The sequence below is a fragment of the Ureibacillus sp. FSL K6-3587 genome, assembly GCF_038593165.1.
In the GTDB taxonomy this organism is placed as follows: Bacteria; Bacillota; Bacilli; order Bacillales_A; family Planococcaceae; genus Ureibacillus; species Ureibacillus suwonensis.
In genome coordinates this window covers 3,377,769-3,399,751 of sequence record NZ_CP151969.1, presented here as the reverse complement: position 1 = coordinate 3,399,751, position 21,983 = coordinate 3,377,769, and the positions used below count along the sequence as shown (strand labels likewise).

General features: G+C 39.2%; 20 protein-coding genes. 14 read left to right on the top strand and 6 right to left on the bottom strand.

Annotation, left to right across the window (positions count from 1 at the left end):
* Positions 1-115: 115 nt before the first annotated feature.
* From NSS77_RS16800 to NSS77_RS16785, 4 genes are all read right to left on the bottom strand, one after another.
* Positions 116-2,353, bottom strand: a complete 2,238-nt coding sequence (locus NSS77_RS16800; RefSeq protein WP_342469770.1) for a hypothetical protein — start codon at positions 2,351-2,353, stop codon at positions 116-118.
* Positions 2,354-2,373: 20 nt separating this feature from the next.
* Positions 2,374-2,862 carry a prepilin-type N-terminal cleavage/methylation domain-containing protein gene (locus tag NSS77_RS16795; protein ID WP_342469769.1) on the bottom strand — a complete coding sequence of 163 codons (489 nt, stop codon included), beginning with the start codon at positions 2,860-2,862 and terminating at the stop codon, positions 2,374-2,376.
* Positions 2,859-3,356: a prepilin-type N-terminal cleavage/methylation domain-containing protein gene (locus tag NSS77_RS16790; RefSeq protein ID WP_342469768.1), complete on the bottom strand. Its 498-nt coding sequence runs from the start codon at positions 3,354-3,356 to the stop codon at positions 2,859-2,861. The genes NSS77_RS16795 and NSS77_RS16790 overlap by 4 nt, the downstream gene beginning before the upstream one ends.
* 289 nt (positions 3,357-3,645) lie before the next feature.
* Positions 3,646-4,107 carry a hypothetical protein gene (locus tag NSS77_RS16785; protein WP_342469767.1) on the bottom strand — a complete coding sequence of 154 codons (462 nt, stop codon included), beginning with the start codon at positions 4,105-4,107 and terminating at the stop codon, positions 3,646-3,648.
* Positions 4,108-4,571: 464 nt separating this feature from the next.
* Here NSS77_RS16785 and NSS77_RS16780 point away from each other — a divergent pair, with 464 nt between their 5' ends.
* The gene (locus NSS77_RS16780; protein ID WP_342469766.1) at positions 4,572-5,915 is read left to right on the top strand and encodes a VanW family protein; all 1,344 of its coding nucleotides are present in this window, start codon (positions 4,572-4,574) and stop codon (positions 5,913-5,915) included.
* A 251-nt stretch (positions 5,916-6,166) separates the two neighbouring features.
* Here NSS77_RS16780 and NSS77_RS16775 read toward each other — a convergent pair whose 3' ends face one another.
* Positions 6,167-7,603: a DDE-type integrase/transposase/recombinase gene (locus NSS77_RS16775; RefSeq protein WP_340714312.1), complete on the bottom strand. Its 1,437-nt coding sequence runs from the start codon at positions 7,601-7,603 to the stop codon at positions 6,167-6,169.
* A gap of 167 nt (positions 7,604-7,770) precedes the next feature.
* Here NSS77_RS16775 and NSS77_RS16770 point away from each other — a divergent pair, with 167 nt between their 5' ends.
* The 9 genes from NSS77_RS16770 to NSS77_RS16730 all read left to right on the top strand — a co-directional run bounded on the left by NSS77_RS16770 (position 7,771) and on the right by NSS77_RS16730 (position 17,580).
* Positions 7,771-9,432 (top strand): GspE/PulE family protein, encoded by a 1,662-nt coding sequence (locus NSS77_RS16770; protein WP_342469765.1) that lies wholly within the window; start codon positions 7,771-7,773, stop codon positions 9,430-9,432.
* 13 nt (positions 9,433-9,445) lie between these two features.
* Positions 9,446-10,489 carry a type IV pilus twitching motility protein PilT gene (locus tag NSS77_RS16765; protein ID WP_342469764.1) on the top strand — a complete coding sequence of 348 codons (1,044 nt, stop codon included), beginning with the start codon at positions 9,446-9,448 and terminating at the stop codon, positions 10,487-10,489.
* A gap of 38 nt (positions 10,490-10,527) precedes the next feature.
* On the top strand, positions 10,528-11,694 hold the full coding sequence (locus NSS77_RS16760; protein ID WP_342469763.1) for a type II secretion system F family protein: 1,167 nt from the start codon (positions 10,528-10,530) through the stop codon (positions 11,692-11,694).
* 52 nt (positions 11,695-11,746) lie between these two features.
* Positions 11,747-12,259, top strand: a complete 513-nt coding sequence (locus NSS77_RS16755) for a prepilin-type N-terminal cleavage/methylation domain-containing protein (protein WP_342469762.1) — start codon at positions 11,747-11,749, stop codon at positions 12,257-12,259.
* Between the two features lie 107 nt (positions 12,260-12,366).
* A complete protein-coding gene (gene pilM / locus NSS77_RS16750; RefSeq protein ID WP_342469761.1) occupies positions 12,367-13,341 on the top strand; it encodes a pilus assembly protein PilM in 975 nt (324 codons plus the stop codon).
* Positions 13,341-13,925, top strand: coding sequence for a hypothetical protein (locus NSS77_RS16745; RefSeq protein WP_342469760.1), 585 nt, complete (start codon positions 13,341-13,343; stop codon positions 13,923-13,925). The genes pilM and NSS77_RS16745 overlap by 1 nt, the downstream gene beginning before the upstream one ends.
* Positions 13,922-14,629, top strand: a complete 708-nt coding sequence (locus NSS77_RS16740; RefSeq protein ID WP_342469759.1) for a potassium transporter — start codon at positions 13,922-13,924, stop codon at positions 14,627-14,629. The genes NSS77_RS16745 and NSS77_RS16740 overlap by 4 nt, the downstream gene beginning before the upstream one ends.
* A 27-nt stretch (positions 14,630-14,656) precedes the next feature.
* Entirely contained in the window at positions 14,657-15,409 is a 753-nt protein-coding gene (locus NSS77_RS16735) for a prepilin peptidase (RefSeq protein ID WP_342469758.1), read from the top strand.
* A gap of 1,421 nt (positions 15,410-16,830) precedes the next feature.
* Positions 16,831-17,580: a gamma-glutamyl-gamma-aminobutyrate hydrolase family protein gene (locus NSS77_RS16730; protein ID WP_342469757.1), complete on the top strand. Its 750-nt coding sequence runs from the start codon at positions 16,831-16,833 to the stop codon at positions 17,578-17,580.
* Positions 17,581-17,630: 50 nt separating this feature from the next.
* On the opposite strand, the gene lexA is transcribed toward NSS77_RS16730, so the two are convergent.
* Complete coding sequence (gene lexA, locus NSS77_RS16725; protein WP_342469756.1) at positions 17,631-18,248, bottom strand: transcriptional repressor LexA; 618 nt, start codon at positions 18,246-18,248, stop codon at positions 17,631-17,633.
* A 168-nt stretch (positions 18,249-18,416) separates the two neighbouring features.
* Here lexA and NSS77_RS16720 point away from each other — a divergent pair, with 168 nt between their 5' ends.
* The 4 genes from NSS77_RS16720 to tkt all read left to right on the top strand — a co-directional run bounded on the left by NSS77_RS16720 (position 18,417) and on the right by tkt (position 21,824).
* Positions 18,417-18,749 carry a LysM peptidoglycan-binding domain-containing protein gene (locus NSS77_RS16720; RefSeq protein WP_342469755.1) on the top strand — a complete coding sequence of 111 codons (333 nt, stop codon included), beginning with the start codon at positions 18,417-18,419 and terminating at the stop codon, positions 18,747-18,749.
* Positions 18,749-19,405 (top strand): recombinase family protein, encoded by a 657-nt coding sequence (locus NSS77_RS16715; RefSeq protein ID WP_342469754.1) that lies wholly within the window; start codon positions 18,749-18,751, stop codon positions 19,403-19,405. Before NSS77_RS16720 ends, NSS77_RS16715 begins: the two co-directional genes overlap by 1 nt.
* A gap of 64 nt (positions 19,406-19,469) precedes the next feature.
* Positions 19,470-19,700, top strand: coding sequence for a DUF896 domain-containing protein (locus NSS77_RS16710; protein ID WP_342469753.1), 231 nt, complete (start codon positions 19,470-19,472; stop codon positions 19,698-19,700).
* Positions 19,701-19,829: 129 nt separating this feature from the next.
* Positions 19,830-21,824, top strand: a complete 1,995-nt coding sequence (tkt, locus tag NSS77_RS16705; protein WP_342469752.1) for a transketolase — start codon at positions 19,830-19,832, stop codon at positions 21,822-21,824.
* The last annotated feature ends 159 nt before the right edge of the window (positions 21,825-21,983 follow it).

Below are 21,983 nucleotides of genomic sequence, written 5' to 3'. Positions count from 1 at the left end.
GTATCAAAAATATACAAAAATTTTTTGTGATTAAAACTATTATATTAATTATACGATAACAATTTTCGGCATAATAATAATCCCCCAACCATAAAGTTGGGAGATTGATTTTAAATTATTTTCTTGATGTTATTGTCGTTGGTTCTAGGAAAAATTCATGATATTCAGGCATTGTAGAGTAGTCTTTTGTAAGTTTGACAAAAGTTTCCCACACTTTTGGATCGTGCTCGATAATTAAACGTGAAGGTTTGCTTTCATCTTTAGGATTTTTGAACATATTCGGACCAAATAGAATTTTATCTACATCACCTCTTACGCCACTTAATATCACTTGGTTTGCTGCGATTCCGCCTTTTATATGAAATTTTGAGACAGTGCCATGCAGTTCGATTTTTTTGTCGGAATACAAGAAAGCATTTACAACAAAGGAGTTATCATTTGAGTAGGATTTTGTAATTTGGCTTCCTCGTTCTGAACTATATTGATAGATGATATCACCTGTTGCAAAGATGAGAATTTTATTATTATCATTCTTATTGTTTAATTGAGAGTCTTTTATATCGACATTTCCGTTAACAAAAAGTATAGCATTTCCATTAACCTTGGAGTTGAAAATTCTTACATCACCATCAATATAATAAACTCCATTTAAATTAAAATCATTGCTTCCTAAAAGACCAGGATCCAAATTTATGGCTTTTCCCTTTTGGATTAATCCTTCATTATCAAGGAGAAAATCGAGTAATCGTGTTTCATCAGGATTTTGTGAAGAACTTAATAAACCTAATCCTTTAAGCAATTCAATTACTAATTTTTTTTGCTCATTGTTATTATGAATATAATATTGTCCTTCTAATCCATTTGTTTCATTGTCAGCCAAACCTAAGATTTGTAGTATTAGATGAACTAAATCTTTTACAAGATCCAATAAGAAGGAATCTGAATCACCGTTTAATAATTTCTCGAGATGAGAACCTAAACCCACTATTGGTACAAGTTGGTCTAATAATTTTATTACATCTTTTGTAATTGAAGTATTAATGGTATCTATGCTGCTCTGGGTAGTAGTGATATAGCTGGTTCCTTTTAGTGTTTTATCAATAAGTAAGATATTTCCGTTTTTTACATTATAATTGTTATTTTTTGGATTAATATATTGCAATCCATTAAGTACTTTTCCATTTTGATTAACTATTTTCAATACATTGTCTTTACCGTTTGTTATGAAAGAGTTATCTCCAGCTATAGCAACTGATTCTAACTCTTTAACAGTGTTCTTAATTTTTACATTGCTTTTTCCTGTAAGAAAACTATTGATTTCCTCTATAGATTGTTTTTTATAAAAACATTTATCGTCATCAGTTTTATGTTCGTCAAAATTGTAAACTTGCAAGTCGTAATATGTAAAATAACGATCAGGTATGTTAAAATTTCCGAATGTGATAATTGATACAAGGTTAATAAGGCCTTGTGGGATGTCCCCTAATGCGTCCATCAAATCTCCTAATGATTTGATTAAACCATTAACTTCTTTGGAACGCTTACAATTACCATCAAATTCATATTTTTTCATTTCAAAGAGTGATTTGTCCGTATTCAAATAAATTTCCGCAGGTTTACCGTTAAATCCTGTAATTTCGGGATAAGTTGTTTCTTTCCATGGATTTCCGACATTATTTGCGTCTATTATAGGCGCATATGCACGATTGGAAACTGCAATATTTCCGTTAGTAAACACATTTCCTTTTATTTGTAAACCGCCGTTAAAAATTATACTTTCACTCTGAAAGTTTGGATCTCCCTTTGAAACGGTGCTCGGGTGAGTAGCCACGGCAAAGTCTAGAAAGCTGGGGTAATTTTTATATGTAGCACCGAATTTTGCTTTAGCGATTATTTCTTTTTCTTCATCATTTGCAATACCTGTACTTCTGATTGTAATTGGAACATAAAAATTATTCTTATCCAGTAATTTTTCTATGTCATTATCATTATATTCGATACAAGTGGAGTAATTTGTTTTTCCATCTTCATTATGTATAAAGTTTTTAGATGAACATTTATATTTACCTAAAATGTCTTTTTTATAACTTTCTTTAAAATTATTTAATGAAAAAGTAGGATTAATGCCAGGAGATGGGATTATACTTTCCAAATCCTTTTCCATACTGGCGATTAAATGCTCAATCCCGCTTTCCGCATTTTTTTTGGCCTGGTTATAATTTTCCCGGTGTTCATTTCGGGCGGTGCCGTTGATGGACATGCCGATTAACGTGAGCGCGATGACTGAACCGAGCATTAATACCATTATGGCAAAAAGCAGGGTGTTTCCTGTTTGGGATTTTATGTATTTCAATTATGTTCCCTCCTTAAAAACTAAGGTATAGAATGGACTTCTTTGTTAAAGGTTTTGGATTTACCGTTGTATTCAAGGGTCAAAGTGATTTTATAGATGTTGTTTCTTTCTTTTACAATTTTTGTATTAGGGAAGTCGGAAATTTTGATGTCTGGATACGAGGATTCAATCTTTTCACCTCCGACATAGAGTGAAACCATTCCGTCATCCTTTTTAAATCCGGTGATGTTTGCCGGCGAATCTTTTTCGACGATATAATACCCTTCAGTCTCCGATTGAACGATTTTTTCCACATTGTTTTCACTAAGGGAAAAAATATAATTTGACAAATTCTCCAAATAGTAATCCGCGACATCCCGTACATTGGCGGAAGTGATTATTTTTTCTTTGTGATTAAAGAACATGCCAAATAACACATTGAAAGCCAAAAGGGCAATTATTGTACCCAACACCAATACCGCCAACACTTCTACTAATGTCATTCCCTTTGAATTCCAATTTTTCATCATAGTTCAACATATCCTTCTATTTCGCTTTTTCCAATCAAATCTTTGATGCTGGTTGTTCCATTCGTAATGATCTCCACCCGTTTTACTTTTACAACAACCGGTCTTAAGCCGAAATCGCTTATTTCTTGTTTGTTTGCTTTCCTCGCATAGGCGCTCACTTGATATGTTTCATGATTCATTTCAACAAAATAGCAATCTTTCCCATCGATTTTTTTGGTCGAAAGATTTTCCATATTAATGGAGCTTAAGGGGATTTCAACTTCCTGATCCGGATTGGAAGATGTTTCGATTGCCTCTTTTACGATGTGATTTTCCGCTTTCAGCCGTTCCAAAATGGTTTCCGCCAAATCAATCACAACCAATTTTTCGTTATTAATCGAATTGGTCTTATTCGATTGAATAACGAGTTGGGCAACGCTTAATAAAACAATCGTTATGATAAGGAGGCTGGCGACCACTTCGACGAGGGTCAGCCCCTTTTCATTAAGCTTCATATTTTGCCACTCCTTAAGTCATAGTTAGTCGTAGTAGATAAAAAAATCAAATCAATAATGTGAAAATAGAAATAGAACAACTAAAATATAGTTTATTCCAAACAACAAATCTACTAGATTAAACAGAAATTGTTTTGAGATTCTTTGACAAAATGATTCTTTTATATTATTGCAAAAGAAACCAAGAAAATGTAATAGTCCGAAAGATATATTTATATATACCCTTTGAATAAAAAAACAAACCCTGCATCGCGAAAGGCAGGGTTTGTTCCGGTTTTACGGGAAGAGTTTAAGATTGATTTTCTTGCTTTTCCCATTTCAATACATTTTGTTTTTCCACGATTAGAGCGCCGTTTTTCTTATCAAATATGGCTACAGTCACTACTGATAAATTTTCAAATTGCGCATGGGGCTTCATTTTTAATATTACGTAATATTCATCATCTTCATCATATTCTTTTTCAAAAGTGAAGATGGCGTATTCGCCTTCCTTTGGCTCGCGATAACCGATTGATTGTATCGCTTCAAACCGTTTCTCAAAAGGATATTCTTTTGCAACGGCATAAGCCTTATCCAATTCCGATTCCGCCACTTTGGTCGCCTCGGCAATCTCTTCTTCAGAAAATTCGATGTTTTGATCTTTGATTGTAAAATAAACAATCGCAACTGCAGAGATAAGAGAAATAATGACAAGAGTGATGACTGTGATGATGAGAGGTTTGCCGCCTCTTTGATTGGAAAGATATTTCATAAGTTACACCTACTTCGGTATGGAATGAAATCTATTTTCAATGTAAACGAAAACACAAAAAAATGCCAGTGGTGCAAAAAGAATGTCCCTCCATTGTCACAAATTTCGATTTAAAATTCATGATTTTCTTGGTTAGGCAAAAAATTGTAACAATTATGAAAAGGAATGTACAAAATTATATAAAAATAATAAAGTCTAAATGAATATAATGCTTAGTATAAGGGTACTATTATATTAAGTATAACATCAAATTCCAGTTTATGTAAAAATAATTAGTTAGTTGCACATGTTTCTATCGGATTTTTAAAAAAATTTAATAAAATAGGAAAAAAGTATGATACAAAAGTTTGAAAATTATTGTATTCTTTTTTTGAGTTAGAAAAGGCAGGGAAAAATGGAATAAAAAATAGTATTTTTCAACTAAAAATAATAAAAAAATAACATAAAATAATGAGGTGGATAGTTTGAAAACTATAAAATCACGTAAAGCTTTCACCTTCGTCCTGGTGGCTGCTGTCTTGGTTTGCTTACTGATTCCGGCACAATCCTATTTGACAGCTTTTGCGGACGAGAAGCGATCGAATGGTTCTACCATTGGTGGCATTGATGTTTCCGGTCTGAAAGATCAGGAAATAAAAAAAGTGCTGGAAAATGCCATTGATGAATGGGCATCAGAGCCGATCGTCATCCGGGGTGGAGGTGAAGAACTGAGCATTGACCCGCAAGAAATCATATTTGATATTGATCGGGCGATCGATGAATATCGAGATTCAACAGATAAACCTTTCTATCTTTTTTGGAAATCAGAAGAGGTTGTACATATTCCGATACATATTTCAGATAGTGAATCTATCAAAGAACAAATATCATACATAACCATTTGGGATACGGAAGATACATATAAACGGGTTTTAGCGCAAGCATCATACTTGGAGTCTCATGAAATTGAGGCGGTTGTAACAGACACCACACAATTGGAGAATGAAAGAATCGCATTGTCCATTGAAAAAATTCCAGCCAATACAAAAGGTGTACAAGCATTGGCGGAAGAATTGAACGAATACATATTAGAGCCGAACGAAGCTTTTTCACTATTAACAGTGTTGGAAAATTTGACGGATTCCGCAAATACGGAAGGTTTAAATTTTGTCGGATCGATGATTTACAACACCGTTTTGCAGGCAAATATCGAAATTATGGAGAGACATGCCCAAAAAGAATTACCTGGTTATTTACAGCCGGGATTGAACGTCTCCGTAGATGCGTTCAGTGAGAAAGATCTGCAATTTATCAACGTATCGAAACATCCATATTTACTGAAAATGTCCGTCGAAGGAGAAAATTTAAAAGTAGAGTTGTATTCCAGTGTGAAAGATGTAACGGTTCGGGTTTCCGTTCAACAGCAAACGATTGCTCCCCGAATCATCAACAGATTTTCAAAAGATTTGCCGATGGGAAGTTCCAGATTGATTCAAGAAGGAAAACAAGGACTTCGGGTGACCGTTACAAGAACAATGACGGATAGCAACGGTGAAGAAAAAACTGAAGAAATTAGTCGTGATTATTATGCGCCGACAAACCGGATCGTGTTAAAATCAGCCATTCAACCGAAAGAATCGGCTGAAGAAGAAACGGGTCCAAATTCCGGCAACGTGGACAACTTGGATTTGGATGGAAACGGACTGCCTGATTTTGAACAAAACAACAATAAAACTGACGGCAATTCCAATCAAGACAAGGACAAAAATAAAGACGAATTACCTCCTGGAAGTTACTATGACAAGGGTGGGAATTTAGTAACTTCATAGAAGGTAGTGTCAAAAAATCTATGAAAACTTAGTTTTGGAGGGATGTGATCTAGCGAAACTAGAGGAAATGCCGCCGCAATCGCTCTTGACAAACACGTCAATGGTTTGATTTCGAACCAACAAGGGCGAAGGGAACAAAAAGAAGGCACACCAAAGAAGCCCTTGCCAATTCCCATTTTAAACCATTGACTGGTTCGGTTTGTCAAGAGTTCGCTTCGCCGATGCTGGTAAGGGCTCTGCTAAACAAAAAGTTAGGCAGTTTGCTCTACTAGCCATTGTTGAGCTAAACCAATCAGTTTTGTCCAACGTGCAGGCATATTCGGCAGTCCTTTTAGCTCTGGAATAACTACAGGCACTTTGCCTTCCAGGGCTGAATGTGGCCGCAAGAAATTAAAATAAGCCACAAACAAAGTCACATAAGAAACGGATCCGTGATCGGATCCAAATCCGTGTGTCGATCTGTAATTGCCCTTAAATGTTCGATTCAGTCTTTCAATAATTTGTTTTAACGGTCTGTATTCCGTTGAAACCTGGTCTTCGTTGGTTAGTCCAATGACCTGCTTCACATCAAACGTAATACCGTGCTGGGCAAAAAAGTGTTGTGCTAAAAGGTAAATCGGATTGCCATCTACGACAAAGGTGAGGTCTTCCGGGATCTCTTTCATCTTCCATAAGGCCTCATCAATCGCACGAATGGCTGATACCGTATCACGATTTGGAGAAACAGGGTAGGACAGAATAATTTTCTTTACCGCATCAAAAAAGAAAAAAAGATAATGCCAACGACCATTCACCTTAATGTATGTTTCGTCTCCGCAGAATTGATCAGAAAGCTCGTAAGGATAATGATCCACATAAGGTTTGAGAAGAAGTGCTACGCTGTTTTCGTAATTCAATATACTCTGGTGAGAGATGGGTACGCCATGAACATCCTTCATCAGTGCAGCTGTTTTCCGAGCCGATAAGCCATAGTTTACATGGTAGGTTAAAATGAGCCCCAATGTGTGCGGTGACACATGAAGCCTGGACAAATCCACTTTTGGCTTCTTAGGTGAATGTTTGGCTAACGGCTGATAATCAATTTGAAACTGACGAAATATGTATCGAACTTTAAAAGACGGAGAATCCTTTTCGAACTGCTTTTTCTCTTTTTTAGACATTCCTTGCAGTTTCTTTTTGTAATACGGACAGTCATTGTTTTTGCACTTAAATACGAGAAAATCTTTTCTTTCCTTGATCTTCTCGAGTGTTTTCGAACAGTGTGGACATTTTAGTATAGCCTCCTTGGCATATTGATTCTTTTTATTAAACAGACACGCACACACCTTGCATTGATACTGTCCTTTACCTCCGTTATTGGCATAAAGATAATCTGACGGAGCACCACACCTTGGACATTTCATGGATGAAGGTACTTTACCTTTTGAATTGGAACGCCTCTGAACAGGTTTGAGAGGTTTCCCGTTCTTCTCCAAATATTCTTTGAGAAGAATTTGATAATCGAGCTTTTGTAGAGTTTCAATGATTGGCAGCTCATCCACCTGGAGTTTTTGATAAGGCTTATTGACAGGCTTTTCAGTTGGCTTATCAAACATGTTTTTTCCAATCAGAAGGGTAAGTAATGTTCGAATCATTTGATCTTGGTACTTGATATATTCAAGCAAATAGGTTAATAATTGAGGTAACAACTTGTCACTTCCTTTATTAGGGATTTTTGAGTGTGTGGTTACCTCATAAATACCCTAATTTTAAGGGGGTGGCAAGTTTTTTTTATATAAAACTAGTTATATCAACAAAAACGTAAGTTTTATTAAGTAATTTTTGACAATACGTCATAGAAAGCGAGGGGAAACATATGAAATATCGCAAGCGGCTCGGGGATTTGCTCGTTGAAGCAGGTGTCATAACACCCGGACAACTCGAATACGCATTGAAAAATAAGTCAAGCGATGAAAAGTTGGGAGATTTTTTAATCCGTGAAAATATATTGACAGAGCAACAACTGATAGAAGTGCTCGAATTCCAACTGGGTGTTCCCCATATCAACTTGAGCCAATATCCAATCGATCCGGAAGTGCTCCAACTCGTGCCGGCGGAATTGGCAAAAAGGGCGCAAGTAATGCCTATACGGCGGGATAAAAATAAATTGTTCATCGCCATGGCTGACCCGATGGACTATTTCGCCATCGAAGAAGTGAGGATGGCAACCGGGTGCCATATAGAGACGGGCATTGCGGCGAAAGACGATTTGTATCGAACGATTGCCAAATATTACGATTTGCAGGAATCAATGGATGCGGCAATGGCTGACATAAACATTGATGCGAACGAAGCGGCGGATACACAGATAACCGATGATGATTCACCCATTGTCCGCTTGGTGAATCAGTTGATTTCCAATGCGGTGTTGTTAAGGGCGAGTGATATTCACTTAGATCCGCAAGAAACGGATTTCCGTGTAAGGTACCGGATTGACGGGGTTCTCAGAACTGAACGTTCAATCCCGAAACATATGCAAAATATGATTACAGCCCGCATTAAAATCATGGGGAATTTAAATATTACGGAAAATCGCATTCCGCAAGACGGCCGCATTAAAACGACGATCAATTTCCGACCGGTGGATATCCGGTTGTCGACATTGCCCACAATTTACGGAGAAAAAATTGTGATGCGGATCCTCGATTTGAGCAATGCGGCAACAAGCATCGATAAATTGGGATTCAGCAAACTGAATGAACAATTGTTCAGAAACATGATATCCAAACCGAATGGCATCGTATTGATCACTGGCCCTACCGGTTCCGGGAAATCGACGACATTGTACGCGGCCTTATCTGAACTGAACAAAGAAGGCGTCAATATCATTACCGTTGAAGATCCGGTGGAATACCGATTGGAAGGAATCAATCAAATTCAAGTGAAAGAAGAAGTGGGATTGACCTTTGCGGCAGGATTACGTTCCATTCTCCGACAAGACCCGGACATTATTATGATAGGAGAAATAAGGGATTTGGAAACTGCGCAAATTGCAACCCGGGCATCGCTGACCGGACACTTGGTTTTAAGCACGCTCCATACGAACAATGCCGTTGAATCGATTTCCAGACTGGAAGATATGGGCATTGAATCGTTCTTGATTGCATCTTCCGTAGTTGGTGTAGTGGCTCAACGTTTAGTAAGACGGGTTTGCCGTGACTGTGCGGAAACGGTGCCGGCAACCTCGAGGGAAAAGGAACTGTTTGCCAAAGAAGGTTTGCAGATTGAGAACGTGCTCAGGGGGCGCGGCTGTCCTGCCTGCAACCATACAGGTTATAAAGGAAGAATTGCGATTCATGAAATATTGCCGATAGATCGGACGGTAAGAGAATTCATATCACAGCGGAAAGGGATTGCGGCGATAATGGCTTACATGAAGCGCGAAGGTTATCGCACTTTGCTAGGGGACGGTTTCTTGAAAGTATTGGATGGACTGACAACAACAGAAGAAGTATTACGCGTGGCAACGGTTGAATAGAAAGGGATGAGCTATGAATATTTCAATAGAAGATATTCTGAGAAGCGCTTTTGAAAATAATGCTTCGGATATACATATCACTGTCGGAACACCGCCGATTTTCCGGATCCACGGAATGTTGGAGAAATTTGGGGATGTGGAATTCTCTGCCGAAGAAATTGAAGAGATGGTCAATCAGCTTTTGCCCAAGTACAAGTTGAAGGGATATCGAATAAAAGGTGATGCCGATTTTAATTATACATACAATGAAAACGTTCGATTCCGTGTAAATGTTTATAAACAGCGAAATGCGCCGGCAATCGCATTCCGGTTGATTCCTACCAAAATTCCGACGATTAGATCTTTGGAAATGCCAAAAGTGCTATTTGATTTGGCGGAAAGAGCACAAGGGCTTGTATTGGTCACAGGTCCTACAGGTTCCGGGAAATCTTCGACCTTGGCGGCAATGATCAATCATATTAACGAAACAATGAAAAAACATATTATCACCCTTGAAGATCCAATTGAATTTATTCATTCTCACAAAAATTCGATTGTGAATCAACGGGAAGTCGGTACAGATGTAAGAAATTTCGCCACCGGCTTAAGAGCGGCGTTGCGGCAAGACCCGGATGTGATTCTCGTCGGGGAGATGAGGGATTTGGAGACCATCTCAACGGCAATCACGGCTGCGGAAACCGGACATTTGGTGTTTGGAACTCTTCATACATTGGATGTGCCGTCCGCGATCAATCGTATCATCGATGTCTTTCCGCCCCATCAGCAAAATCAGATTCGTTCGCAATTGGCCAGTGTATTGGAAGGCGTCATTTCACAGCGTCTGTTCGTCAGAAAAGATAAAAAAGGCCGTGTGGCGGCAACGGAAATTCTTGTTGCCGTGCCATCTGTAAAAAATTTAATACGCAGTGAAAAGATTGAACAAATTCCAAATATTATACAAACAAGCCGGGCGTTGGGTATGCATACGATGCAACATTCAATCCAGGAATTGCTTGCAAAAGGGCAAGTGTCGTTGGAAGAAGTCAAACCATACATGAACGTTGGTGATTACCGGTGACCATTTACAGGTATGTTGGAAGGACGAGAAGGGGAGAGTTGACGAAGGGGAAAATTGATGCCCCGAGCAAAAAAGCGGCAATCGCAAAGCTCAGGGAGCGGGGCATCAATCCCCGGGAAATCAATGAATCTTCGAACATTCTTGACAAAGAATTCAATCTGGGCAGATCAAAAGTAAAAAATCAGGATTTCGTCATTTATTGCCGTCAATTTGCCACATTGATCCGGGCGGGGGTTTCAGTCGTTGAAGCGACGAATATATTGGCTCGCCAAACGAGAAGCAAACCGTTAAAGAGGGCATTGGAACAGGTGGAGGAAGATGTCCGGTCGGGTCTCTCTTTTTCGAAAGCGACGAAAAAACATCCAAAAGTGTTTCCGGATTTGTTCGTCAACATGATGATGTCCGCTGAAGCGACCGGAAACCTGGATACGATTTTGGAAAAATTGGCGACAACATTTGAAAAGCAGTACAGCTTGAAGAAAAAAGTGCAATCTTCCATGACATATCCGTTGGTATTGCTCGTACTGACCATCGTGGTAGCCGTATTTATGATGGTGGTCATAGTCCCATCTTTTATCGAGTCCTTTGAGTCGATGGGTGCCGAGCTGCCGGCCATTACGATCTTCACCATCAAAATCAGCGAAATATTGCAACATTATTGGTGGAGCGTGCTGGGTGCGATTCTTCTCATTGTATTGGTGTTTTACTTCCTATATAAAAATAACGGGAAATTTCACTATGGTGTGCATTATACATTGTTAAGAATTCCGATTTTCGGACCATTATTGCAAAAGTCCGCACTTTCAAGAATGATGTCCAACCTTTCTTCATTATTCAGCAGTGCCGTACCGATTTTGGAATGTTTGACGATTGTGGAAAAGGTGATCGGCAATCCGGTCATCGGAAAAGTGATTAGGGATGCCAGAAAAAGTTTGGAGAAAGGGAGTTCGTTGGCAGAGCCATTGGAAAATAGTTGGTTATTTCCACCGCTTGTCACGTCGATGGTACATATCGGGGAAACAACAGGTACACTTGATTTTATTCTCCAAAAGGTTTCGGAATTTTATGAAGCGGAAGTGGATCGGAGTGTCGATACATTAAAGGCGTTGATAGAGCCGGTTATGATCCTTTTCTTGGCCGTGATTGTCGGTGGAATAGTTGCAGCGGTCTTCTTGCCGATGTTCAGCTTGTATGAACAAATGTAATGGAAATAGAATGGAAAAATTATTCAAACCCTTTTAAGGAGGTGAGAAACAGTTGAAAGAATCATCTGTACATAATCAAAACGAATTACATACAAATTCTGGAGGAGGATTTTCTATGATGAAATTATTGAAAAAACGTTTGAAAAATGAAAAAGGTTTAACATTAGTAGAATTATTAGCGGTAATTGTTATTTTGGCCATTGTTGCAGCAATAGCGATTCCAGCGATTGGGAACATAATTGAAAACTCACGTTATAATGCCGTAAAAGCAGATGCAATCAATGTACTAAATGCAGCCAATTTATATTTTACAGAGAATAATGAAGAAACAACTGTTACTGTAGGAACATTAAAAAAAGACGGATTCTTAGATAGCGAAGGAAAAATTCCAACTGAAAGTACAATTTCTAAAGCTAAGGGAGGTCATAAATTAACTACATCTGCTATAACATATTCTGGTCAAAAAACAGTTACATTTAGTAATGCTACAATTAAAGAGATTAATGATGATTCTCAAGAAGGTAGTACTGATGGTGATAAAACTATTTCAACCCAAACCCCATAGTTTTTCATAGAACACCCAACTCTTTTTGTTGGGTGTTCCATTGAGAAACTAATGAATTCATAATACATGTTCATTAGTTGACAATTTTATCAAAAGGAGCCCTGCGTATGTTTAGACGAAATAAAAAGTCGAATGTTTCCATTGAAATCAACGATTACGTACTTCGCTCCCTCGTAATGAAGGGCCCGGATCTATCGCAGGCGGAAGTATTTGAAATTGCCATACCGGAAGGGGTGATTGCCGAGTCCGAAATAAAAGATGAGGTGGCTTTGTTTGAAGTGTTCAAACAGTGCCATTCATTATGGGGTGGAAAAAAACAGGAGATCCGTATGATCGTTCCGGATTCTATCATTCTATTGAAAACATTTGATCATCCGGACGATGTGGAACCTTCAAAATTGAGGGAATATGCGGAAATGGAGATTGGCTATTCGATTCACCTTCCATTTGATGATCCGTTGATCGATGTATTTGACCCGGTGGAAGGGGACGGCAAGGCCATGATGTTTGCCGCCAACTCCGAACCGGTGAACCAATACATAAATTTGCTTTTGGATATACATACGTACCCGGAAGCTGCGGATGTCAGGGCCCTCTGTAATTTGAGATTGCTCGAATCCATGAACCTTTTGGATGACACAAAAACCTATCTGCTTACAAATTGGCTGATCAATGAATTGTCCATTACCATTTATTCAAAAGGGAATGTTGAATTCCAAAGATTTCAGCCGCTGGATACAGATTTGAGCAAATGGAAGGCGAAGGAAGCGGGTGAACATCAATTGGATTTCTCCTATTTGGGAGAGTTTGATGAATACCGCATGCTGATTACCGATCAAATGTTGGAGCTGGAGCGAATTATGGATTTCTTCCGTTTCTCCATCAGCAAGGAACAAAATGGAATCGATGAAATCATCGTTATGGGGGACAATCCGAATCTCAATAACATCCATTCCCATTTGAAGCAAAATTTCGAGTTGCCAATCAAACTCATTAATGACCAATTCATGAAAAAGCATTATCCAGGATTCAAGGCAAAACATGCAGCATTACTTGGACTTGCCTTAAAGGAGGTTAAATGATGATACCGGATATTAACCTGTTGCCGAAAGTTGATCGAAGGCAGTCCACATCCAAAACTGTATACATTGTATTATCCATTATCGCGTTGCTCTTTGTTGCATTCTTTGTGTTCCAGTATTTTAATTATCGTGGTGAAATTGCCGATTTGCGGAGCGAGGAGCAGCGGGTGATTGATGAGCGGAATCGGCTTCAAGCGGAACTGGACAGCATATCGGTTGACACTGGTTCATTAAAGCAATCGGTTGATTTTGTCGAAGCGATTTCTTATCCGGTTTCACCGATTCTTGATGAAACGATTCGTTTGCAGCCCGGACATTCTTATTTGAGGGAATATGCCTTTGATGCGCAAACGGCGGAAGTGTCCATGGATTTTGAAACATTAAGTGATATTTCCAAATATTTATCCCGATTATCAAGCAGTACATATTTCTTTGATGCACAAGTTTCATCCATAGAGCATTTTGAGCTTGGCAATCAGGAAGTGGAAGGGAAAGCGAATTTCAATGAAATTCCACGTTATGCGGTCAAATTTACTTTGTTGATCAATCAAAATGCTTTAGCTGCTGGAGGTGGTAACCAATGAAGTCATTAAGTGGGAAAAATTCGACCACTTTATTGTTGATCGTCCTCATAGCAGCGCTGTTATTTGCTTTCTACTATTATATAATTCTGCCGAAAAAAGAAGAGGTTGAATCTCTTGAATCGTCCATTGAATCAACCCGCTCGGAAATATCATCGCTCGAGCAGCAAATCGAGGAGATCAACGCATCGAAAAACCTCGATCAGGCAACAATTTTTGAAATGCGGAAAAAAGTGCCTCAAACAAGAAACTTGGACGATTTGGTATTAAATATAGAAGAAACTCAATACGTCTCAGGAACAAAAATTTTATCCATCGATTTTAACAACTATGATACGCTTGTTGCTGATTCCGGATTTGACCGGCCGGATGCTTCTGCCGAAGAGGATGAAAGTGATGGGGAAAATGAAGGAACATCTCAAGGAGAAAACGAAGAAGAATCAGATGAAGCACCAGTTTCTCCGATCGATAATGAATCCTTGCCGCCAGAATTGAAATTAATCACCTTTGAAATTGACGTACAATCTCCGGACTTTCAGCATTTAGTAAACTTTATTAAAGAAATTGAAAAAATTGAACGTATCATGCACATCGATATCATCGATTTTTCATTGCCAGGTGAAGAAAATGAATTCGCCGAAAATCCGGAAGACAGCATCGAAGCAACAATCCAAGTGACAACCTTCTATTATGAAGGGGATGTGTAATCGATTGGAATTGTGAGGAGCGCTTTTATGGATATTTTGTATTCTGTTTTTTTCTTCCTGTTTGGGATTGTGCTAGGCTCGTTTTATAACGTTGTGGGACTTCGTGTTCCGTTAAAGGAGTCCATCATTACGCCGCCGTCCCATTGTCCGAAATGTCAAAGACGGTTAACCGCCATCGATTTGATTCCGGTGTTTTCATACATTTTTTTACATGGAAAATGCCGGACATGCGGCGCCAAAATATCACCCATTTATGTAGCAACAGAGCTACTAACCGGAGTGCTTTTCGTATGGAGTTATCTGTTGCTTGGACTATCGATTGAACTGGCCGTTGCACTCTTTTTCATTTCATTATTGGCCATAATCGTCGTTTCGGATATTCAATACATGATCATTCCAGATAAAGTGCTTCTTTTCTTTCTGCCTTTTCTGATCATCGGCCGTATCGCTTCCCCCCTTGAACCGTGGTGGGATTCCCTCCTCGGTGCTGCGGCCGGATTTGGCATTTTATATTTCATTGCTGTGATCTCAAAAGGCGGAATGGGTGGAGGCGATATTAAGCTGTTTTTCTTAATTGGGCTGGTTTTGGGAACCGTGAAGACATTGCTCGCATTGTTTTTGGCCAGTGTTATTGGCGTGATTGTTGGAATCATTGTGATCAAAGTTCGCAAGCAAAGCCGCAAAGTCCCGGTTCCTTTTGGGCCATCCATTGCCGTTGCGGCCATCATTGTATATTTTTACGGCGATGCAATGATCCGATGGTATTGGAATTTGTTTTAAAGTGTAGAAACCTCTGCTGATTTGGAGCTTTAATAATATGGTGGATAATGGATAGATGATGAATCCGCATCCCAAAAGTTGGACTGGAAAAGCTGACTTTTGGGGTGTTTTTTTATTGGAAAATGCAATGGTGTGAATTTTGAAGGGTTTCCGGAAAAATTCAAAAAGCGGATAAGCGGTGAAACGAAAATCAGAAGTTTATGCTATTCGTTGAAGATGGGCAGGGCTAATAAGATTTGAAGACAAAAAGAAACGGATACCGAATAAAATTTCCATGTTGACATTATAAGCGTAAAAATGGTAAAAACAATAAAGAAAGAGTAATATTGTAACAGAAAATTCATATGGTTTGATGAGCTAACCAAAGATGATAAAGTAATGTTTCTCTATGAATAGTCATAAAGAATTATGTTGTTGGGAGATTTTTCAAAAATAATAGTAGCTGGTACAAGCCCCAACCTCTCCGATAGGGACTTTATACCAGCAAACTGATTGGATTGTGTAATTGGAACACTGATTTTAAGGGTAACTGCCCTTTCTCTGTTCTTTGATCCTTTTAAAGGATGTTATGTATAAAAGGGAACTTATTATAAATTGGAAAGAGAGACAGTATTCAACTTACGGCCTTTGTCAATCAGAAAAGGCTCTTCAAACATGGTTCATAAAAAATTCAAAAATATGATGATGAAGGATTTACTATGCAAGATGAATTTTGTCGACATCATTTGCATGTTGACCTGAAAAGAAAATTAGCCGGCATAAGTTCATCCCATATCTTACTTATGCCAGCTAAAAGCTTAAGCTGGGTATTCCAAATTGAAATAAAGAACAGCTTGTCCAGAAAGCTTATAAAGAAACTTTCTGTTTGTCAGGATTAAAGAAGACCGCCTAAAAGGCTGTTAAGTAAACCAAGTACTAATTGTAATAAGTTTCCTACTAATTGCATGACTACACCTCCCAGCGTTATGTATAGCCTGTCTTACTTTTGTCGAAGAATGATCTTCGAATCGGAGTAGTACAGACATCTTACATAATGAATATAAAATTTCTCAATATTACCGTCAATGGTATAAAATTACTTAATAGTATTTATGGATAAATAGTAACTTTTTCTAAAAATCCAAAAGGCCGCACGACCTATTATTTTTGATGAACTGGTTATATTATAATAAAAAACTATTAATTAACAGAATTATTAGTGATTGAAAAAGAAATATCTTTAAATATTGCTATAGTGAAAATAATAATTTATGGAATTGGAAGATGCTCTTTTCCCATTGTAAGCAGAAAGCTCTATTCCGGTCCGAATCTCTATTAGTAAAAATGAATCTTTTTTCTGTCAAACCTTTGTCACTATGAAGCAAAAGATGTCGAAAACAATCGGAATATGCAGCATTTAAAGTAAGAAATGTTCAAACTCTTTGCCTTTGGTCAGGAATATTTTAGCCATAAAGGAGGAAACCTGCATAAAACCGATAATTGGCATCACGTTGGATTGGGATGATGGGATATATAAGGTTAATGAGGCGTACGTGAAAGCGGTGGTGGATGCGGGAGGAGTCCCAGTCTGCCTGCCATATGCCGAAGAATCGGCTGGCGACCGGATGATTTGTACAATTGATGGGTTATTGCTTACCGGCGGAGGGGATATCAATCCAATTTTCTTTGGAGAAGAACCGCTTCCAAAGTTGGGAAGGGTCTTCACGAAACGGGATGAACGGGAAATCCAATGGACAAAACTGGCGATCCAACACCATATTCCGATTCTTGCCATTTGCCGTGGTTTGCAAGTATTGAATGTGGCGCTTGGGGGAACCATTTACCAGGATATTTATGATCAATTGGAAGGAAAGGTTCTCCTTCATTCCCAAACCTCTCCCCGCTTTGAAACGTCCCATTTTGTACAGCTTCAAAAACAAAGCCGATTGAGCCGAATTGTTCAATCGGACAAAATCTCAGTAAATTCCTTCCATCATCAGGCGATTAAGGATGTTGCGGCAGATCTCAGGGTTGTCGGAGTATCAAGCGATGGCATAGTGGAAGCGGTGGAACATCAAACGGCTCCGTTCTGTCTGGGCGTTCAATGGCATCCGGAACAATTGGCCATTTGCGGCGAAGAGGTTTCAAAGAAGTTATTTGAAGCATTTGTTCATGCCTGTAGAAAAAAATAAAATAAAAAAACTCGCATTCCAATTAAGAGATTGCGAGTTTTTTTATTTCATTAATGAAATCTTCGGTACAAACCAACAACGATTCCCAAGATGGTCACTTTATCCACAATAATCGGATCCATCGCCGAGTTTTCCGGTTGAAGTCGGAAGTGGTCTTTTTCCTTATAAAAACGTTTCACGGTCGCTTCATTTTCTTCGGTCATGGCAACTACAATATCCCCATTATTCGCAGTGGATGTTTTCTTTACAATGACATAATCCCCGTCCAAAATCCCTGCTTCAATCATCGAATCCCCCATCACTTCCAACATGAATAATTGATCGTTGCTTGTTCCGTATGCGTCAGGTAAAGGAAAGTATTCCTCGATGTTCTCGATCGCTGTAATTGGGCTTCCGGCAGTCACCCGGCCAACCAATGGCACATGAATTACTGATTGTTTTTGCGGTTCTTCTTCACCATCCAATATTTCAATCGCCCGAGGTTTTGTCGGGTCTCTTCGGATATATCCTTTTTGTTCCAGGCGCGTAAGGTGACCATGTACTGTTGAGCTGGAGGCAAGCCCAACCGCCTCACCTATTTCCCGAACGGATGGAGGATATCCTTTTGCCCGAACTTCCTTCTTTATAAATTCCAAAATATCTCTTTGCCTTTTTGACAGCTTTTCCATCGTGGTCACCTCTAATGTGAATAGTTTTACATATTTTACATATAGTATAGCAATGAATCTCGGAGAATGCAAACACAAGTTCGAAAAACACTCTTGACAAAAACGTACGTTCGTATTAAAGTAAGAACAGATATTCGGAACAAACATTCGTAAAAGGGGAAGAAAATTATGGCTTGGTTAAAAAGAAATCATTACTTAAAAGTGCTGATTATTGTTTCTTTAATCATAATTGCTTATATTTTTATTACAGATGAAGGGGAATTGACTTTCGAACAAATTACAATCAAAGAAGGCGATACCCTTTGGACATTGGCGGATCGCTATAAAGGAAATTTGACGAAAGAGGATTGGATTCGGATGGTGGCGGTTGAAAACAATCTTGACGGAGAACATATCATTGCCGGAGAAACGTTGATGATCCCGGTTCCGAAAGATGCGATCTATATTGCCATTAATGAAGAGGATGAAATTCAATCAGTAAAGGTAGCGAGCAAACGATAATGGGAAATAACAAGGCGGTTATTTATGCAAGAGTAAGTACGGAAAAAGCTGAACAGGAAACTTCCCTGGAACGGCAAAAGGAAGAGCTTTCACGATATGCCCGAAGTTTGGGCTTTCGTGTGGATAATATATTTGAAGATTGCCACAGCGGTTATGATGTAGATCGTGATGGACTGCTTGAAATGCTGGATTATATTTCGGAAAATGAAATTTCTGCTGTCTTCGTACAGGATGAAACCCGATTAGGCCGTGGACATGCCCGGGTAGCGGTACTGCATTTGCTTAAAAAAAGCGAGACGGATGTATATTCCCTTAATGATGCCGGTCCATTGAAATTGAACGAAATGGACGAAATGCTGTTGAAAATATTAGCGATTGTAGAGGAGTATCAACGGAAAATACATAATGCAAAAATTCAGCGGGGAATGCGCCGGGCCGTTGAAAACGGATATCGTCCCGAACGGAATTTCAAAAATAAACATAATCGTGAGGGAAGGGGCCGGATTGAAGTTCCTGTTGAAGAAATTGTCAAGCTGCGGGAAAAGGGGTTGACATTTCAAGAAATTGCATCCACTTTAAGAGGATTGGGATATGATGTGAGCAAAGCAACCGTTCACCGCAGATATATGGAATATAAAGAAAGACTTGAAGGCTAATCTGCTTGCACTTCGGGTCTTTTTTTCATATTCTTTTTGTATTGAAAGGGAAAGGTGTGATTGAATGTTACCAAAAGAAAAGATCGACCGTATCAATGAATTAACAAGAAAAGCAAGAGAGGGCAAATTGACGGAAGAGGAAGCAAAAGAGCGAACATTGCTTCGGAAGGAATATTTGGAGTCTTTCCGGGAATCTTTCAGAAAGACCATCGAAAACGTGCAAATTTTTGATATTGAAGGAAATGATGTTACACCGGAAAAAATAAAACAACTTCGCCGCAACCGATTAAATTGACGAAGTCCTGGTGATGTCAAATAAATGTAAGCTAACACACAATATTCCTAAAAAATAGATTGTTTTCTATGGAAATGTTGTCTAAACTGAATACGGAACTATTTTTAGCACGAGAAAGGATGTCAAAAAATGACAACTACAGCGGATTTATTAGCAATTAATGCAATCCGAACTTTATCCATTGACGCGATTGAAAAAGCGAACTCAGGGCATCCAGGACTTCCAATGGGTGCGGCTCCAATGGCTTATACATTATGGACGAAACAAATGCGCCATAATCCGAAAAATCCGAATTGGTTCAACCGCGACCGTTTCATTCTTTCCGCAGGTCATGGATCCATGTTGTTATACAGCTTGCTTCATTTAAGCGGATATGGCTTGGACATGGAAGAAATTAAAAACTTTCGCCAATGGGGTTCAAAAACGCCAGGGCATCCTGAATACGGCCATACTGTAGGAGTGGAAGCTACGACTGGTCCCCTTGGACAAGGCATTGCGATGGCAGTAGGTATGGCAATGGCTGAGCGCCATCTCGCAGCGATGTACAACAAACCGGGGTACGATATAGTCGACCATTATACCTATGCCCTTTGCGGTGACGGAGATTTAATGGAAGGTGTCGCTGGCGAAGCGATTTCATTGGCCGGACATCTGCAACTTGAAAAATTGATCGTCCTTTACGATTCCAATGACATTTCGTTGGACGGCGACCTTTCAAAAGCGTTTTCTGAAAATATTCAAAAACGTTTTGAAGCGTGCGGCTGGAATTACTTGCGTGTGGAAGATGGCACAGATGTGGATGCCATCAATGAAGCCATTGCAAAAGCGAAACAATCCAAAGGGAAACCTACATTAATTGAAGTCAAAACAATCATTGGCTACGGTTCACCAAATAAATCAGGCAAATCCGACGTACACGGTGCGCCATTAGGAGCCGACGAACTTAAATTGACGAAGGAATTTTACGGCTGGAACCATGAGCCATTTAATATTCCGGAAGAAGTTTACGAAACATTCAAAACGGCCATTGAAGCAATTGGAGTACAAGCTGAGGCTGAATGGAATGCAACATTTGAAAAATATCAAAATGAGTATCCGGAACTTGCAAAACAGTTCATTCAAGCAATGAATAGTGAACTTCCTGAAGACTTTGATGCAGAGCTTCCTGTTTATGAAGTTGGCAAATCCATTGCGACCCGCTCTTCTTCCGGTGAAGCGATCAATGCTTTAGCGAAAAAAATCCCATACTTCTTCGGTGGAAGCGCCGATTTGGCAGGTTCCAACAAAACAACAATCAAAGGCGGCGGCGACTTCTCAGCACAATCGCCGGAAGGGCGCAATATTTGGTTTGGTGTTCGGGAGTTTGCAATGGGCGCTGCATTAAACGGAATGGCATTACACGGCGGATTACGCGTATTTGGAGGTACATTCTTTGTATTTTCCGACTATGTTCGTCCAGCTGTCCGTTTGTCCGCATTAATGGGATTGCCGGTCACTTATGTGTTCACTCATGATTCCATCGCTGTTGGTGAAGATGGCCCAACCCATGAGCCGATTGAACATTTGGCTTCATTCCGTGCAATGCCGAATGTTTCAGTGATTCGCCCGGCGGATGCCAACGAATCCCGTGAAGCATGGAAACTGGCGATTCAATCAAAAGACCAACCAACAGTCCTAGTATTGTCCCGCCAAAACTTGCCTGTGCTTGAGAATACGGCAACATTGGCGAAAGATGGCGTTGCAAAAGGTGGTTATGTCGTATCACCGGCAACGAAAGAAACACCGGATGCAATCTTAATTGCCACTGGTTCCGAAGTTTCTTTGGCTGTTAAGGCCCAAGAAAAGTTGCGTGAAGAAGGAATCGATGCATCGGTTGTATCCATGCCTTCCATCGACCGTTTTGATAAACAATCCGATGAATATAAAGAGTCCGTATTGCCTAAAGCTGTGACAAAACGCTTGGCGATTGAAATGGCTTCTTCATTGGGTTGGCACAAGTACGTCGGCACTGATGGAGACGTGCTTGCCATCGACAAGTTCGGTGCGAGCGCTCCTGGGGAAGTTGTGATGGAAAAATACGGATTCACTGTTGAAAATATCGTGAATAAAGTAAAATCCTTATAAAAATATAAAGAGCATCTCCATTGAGGGGATGCTTTTTTTATTGAACAAGCAATATTGAATAGCCATTATTTTAAAATTATTTTAAATAATTATTATTTGAGTTAATTTCATAATTCTCACCCCTTGATTTTCAAGGGATTCAAGACAATAAAAAATGGG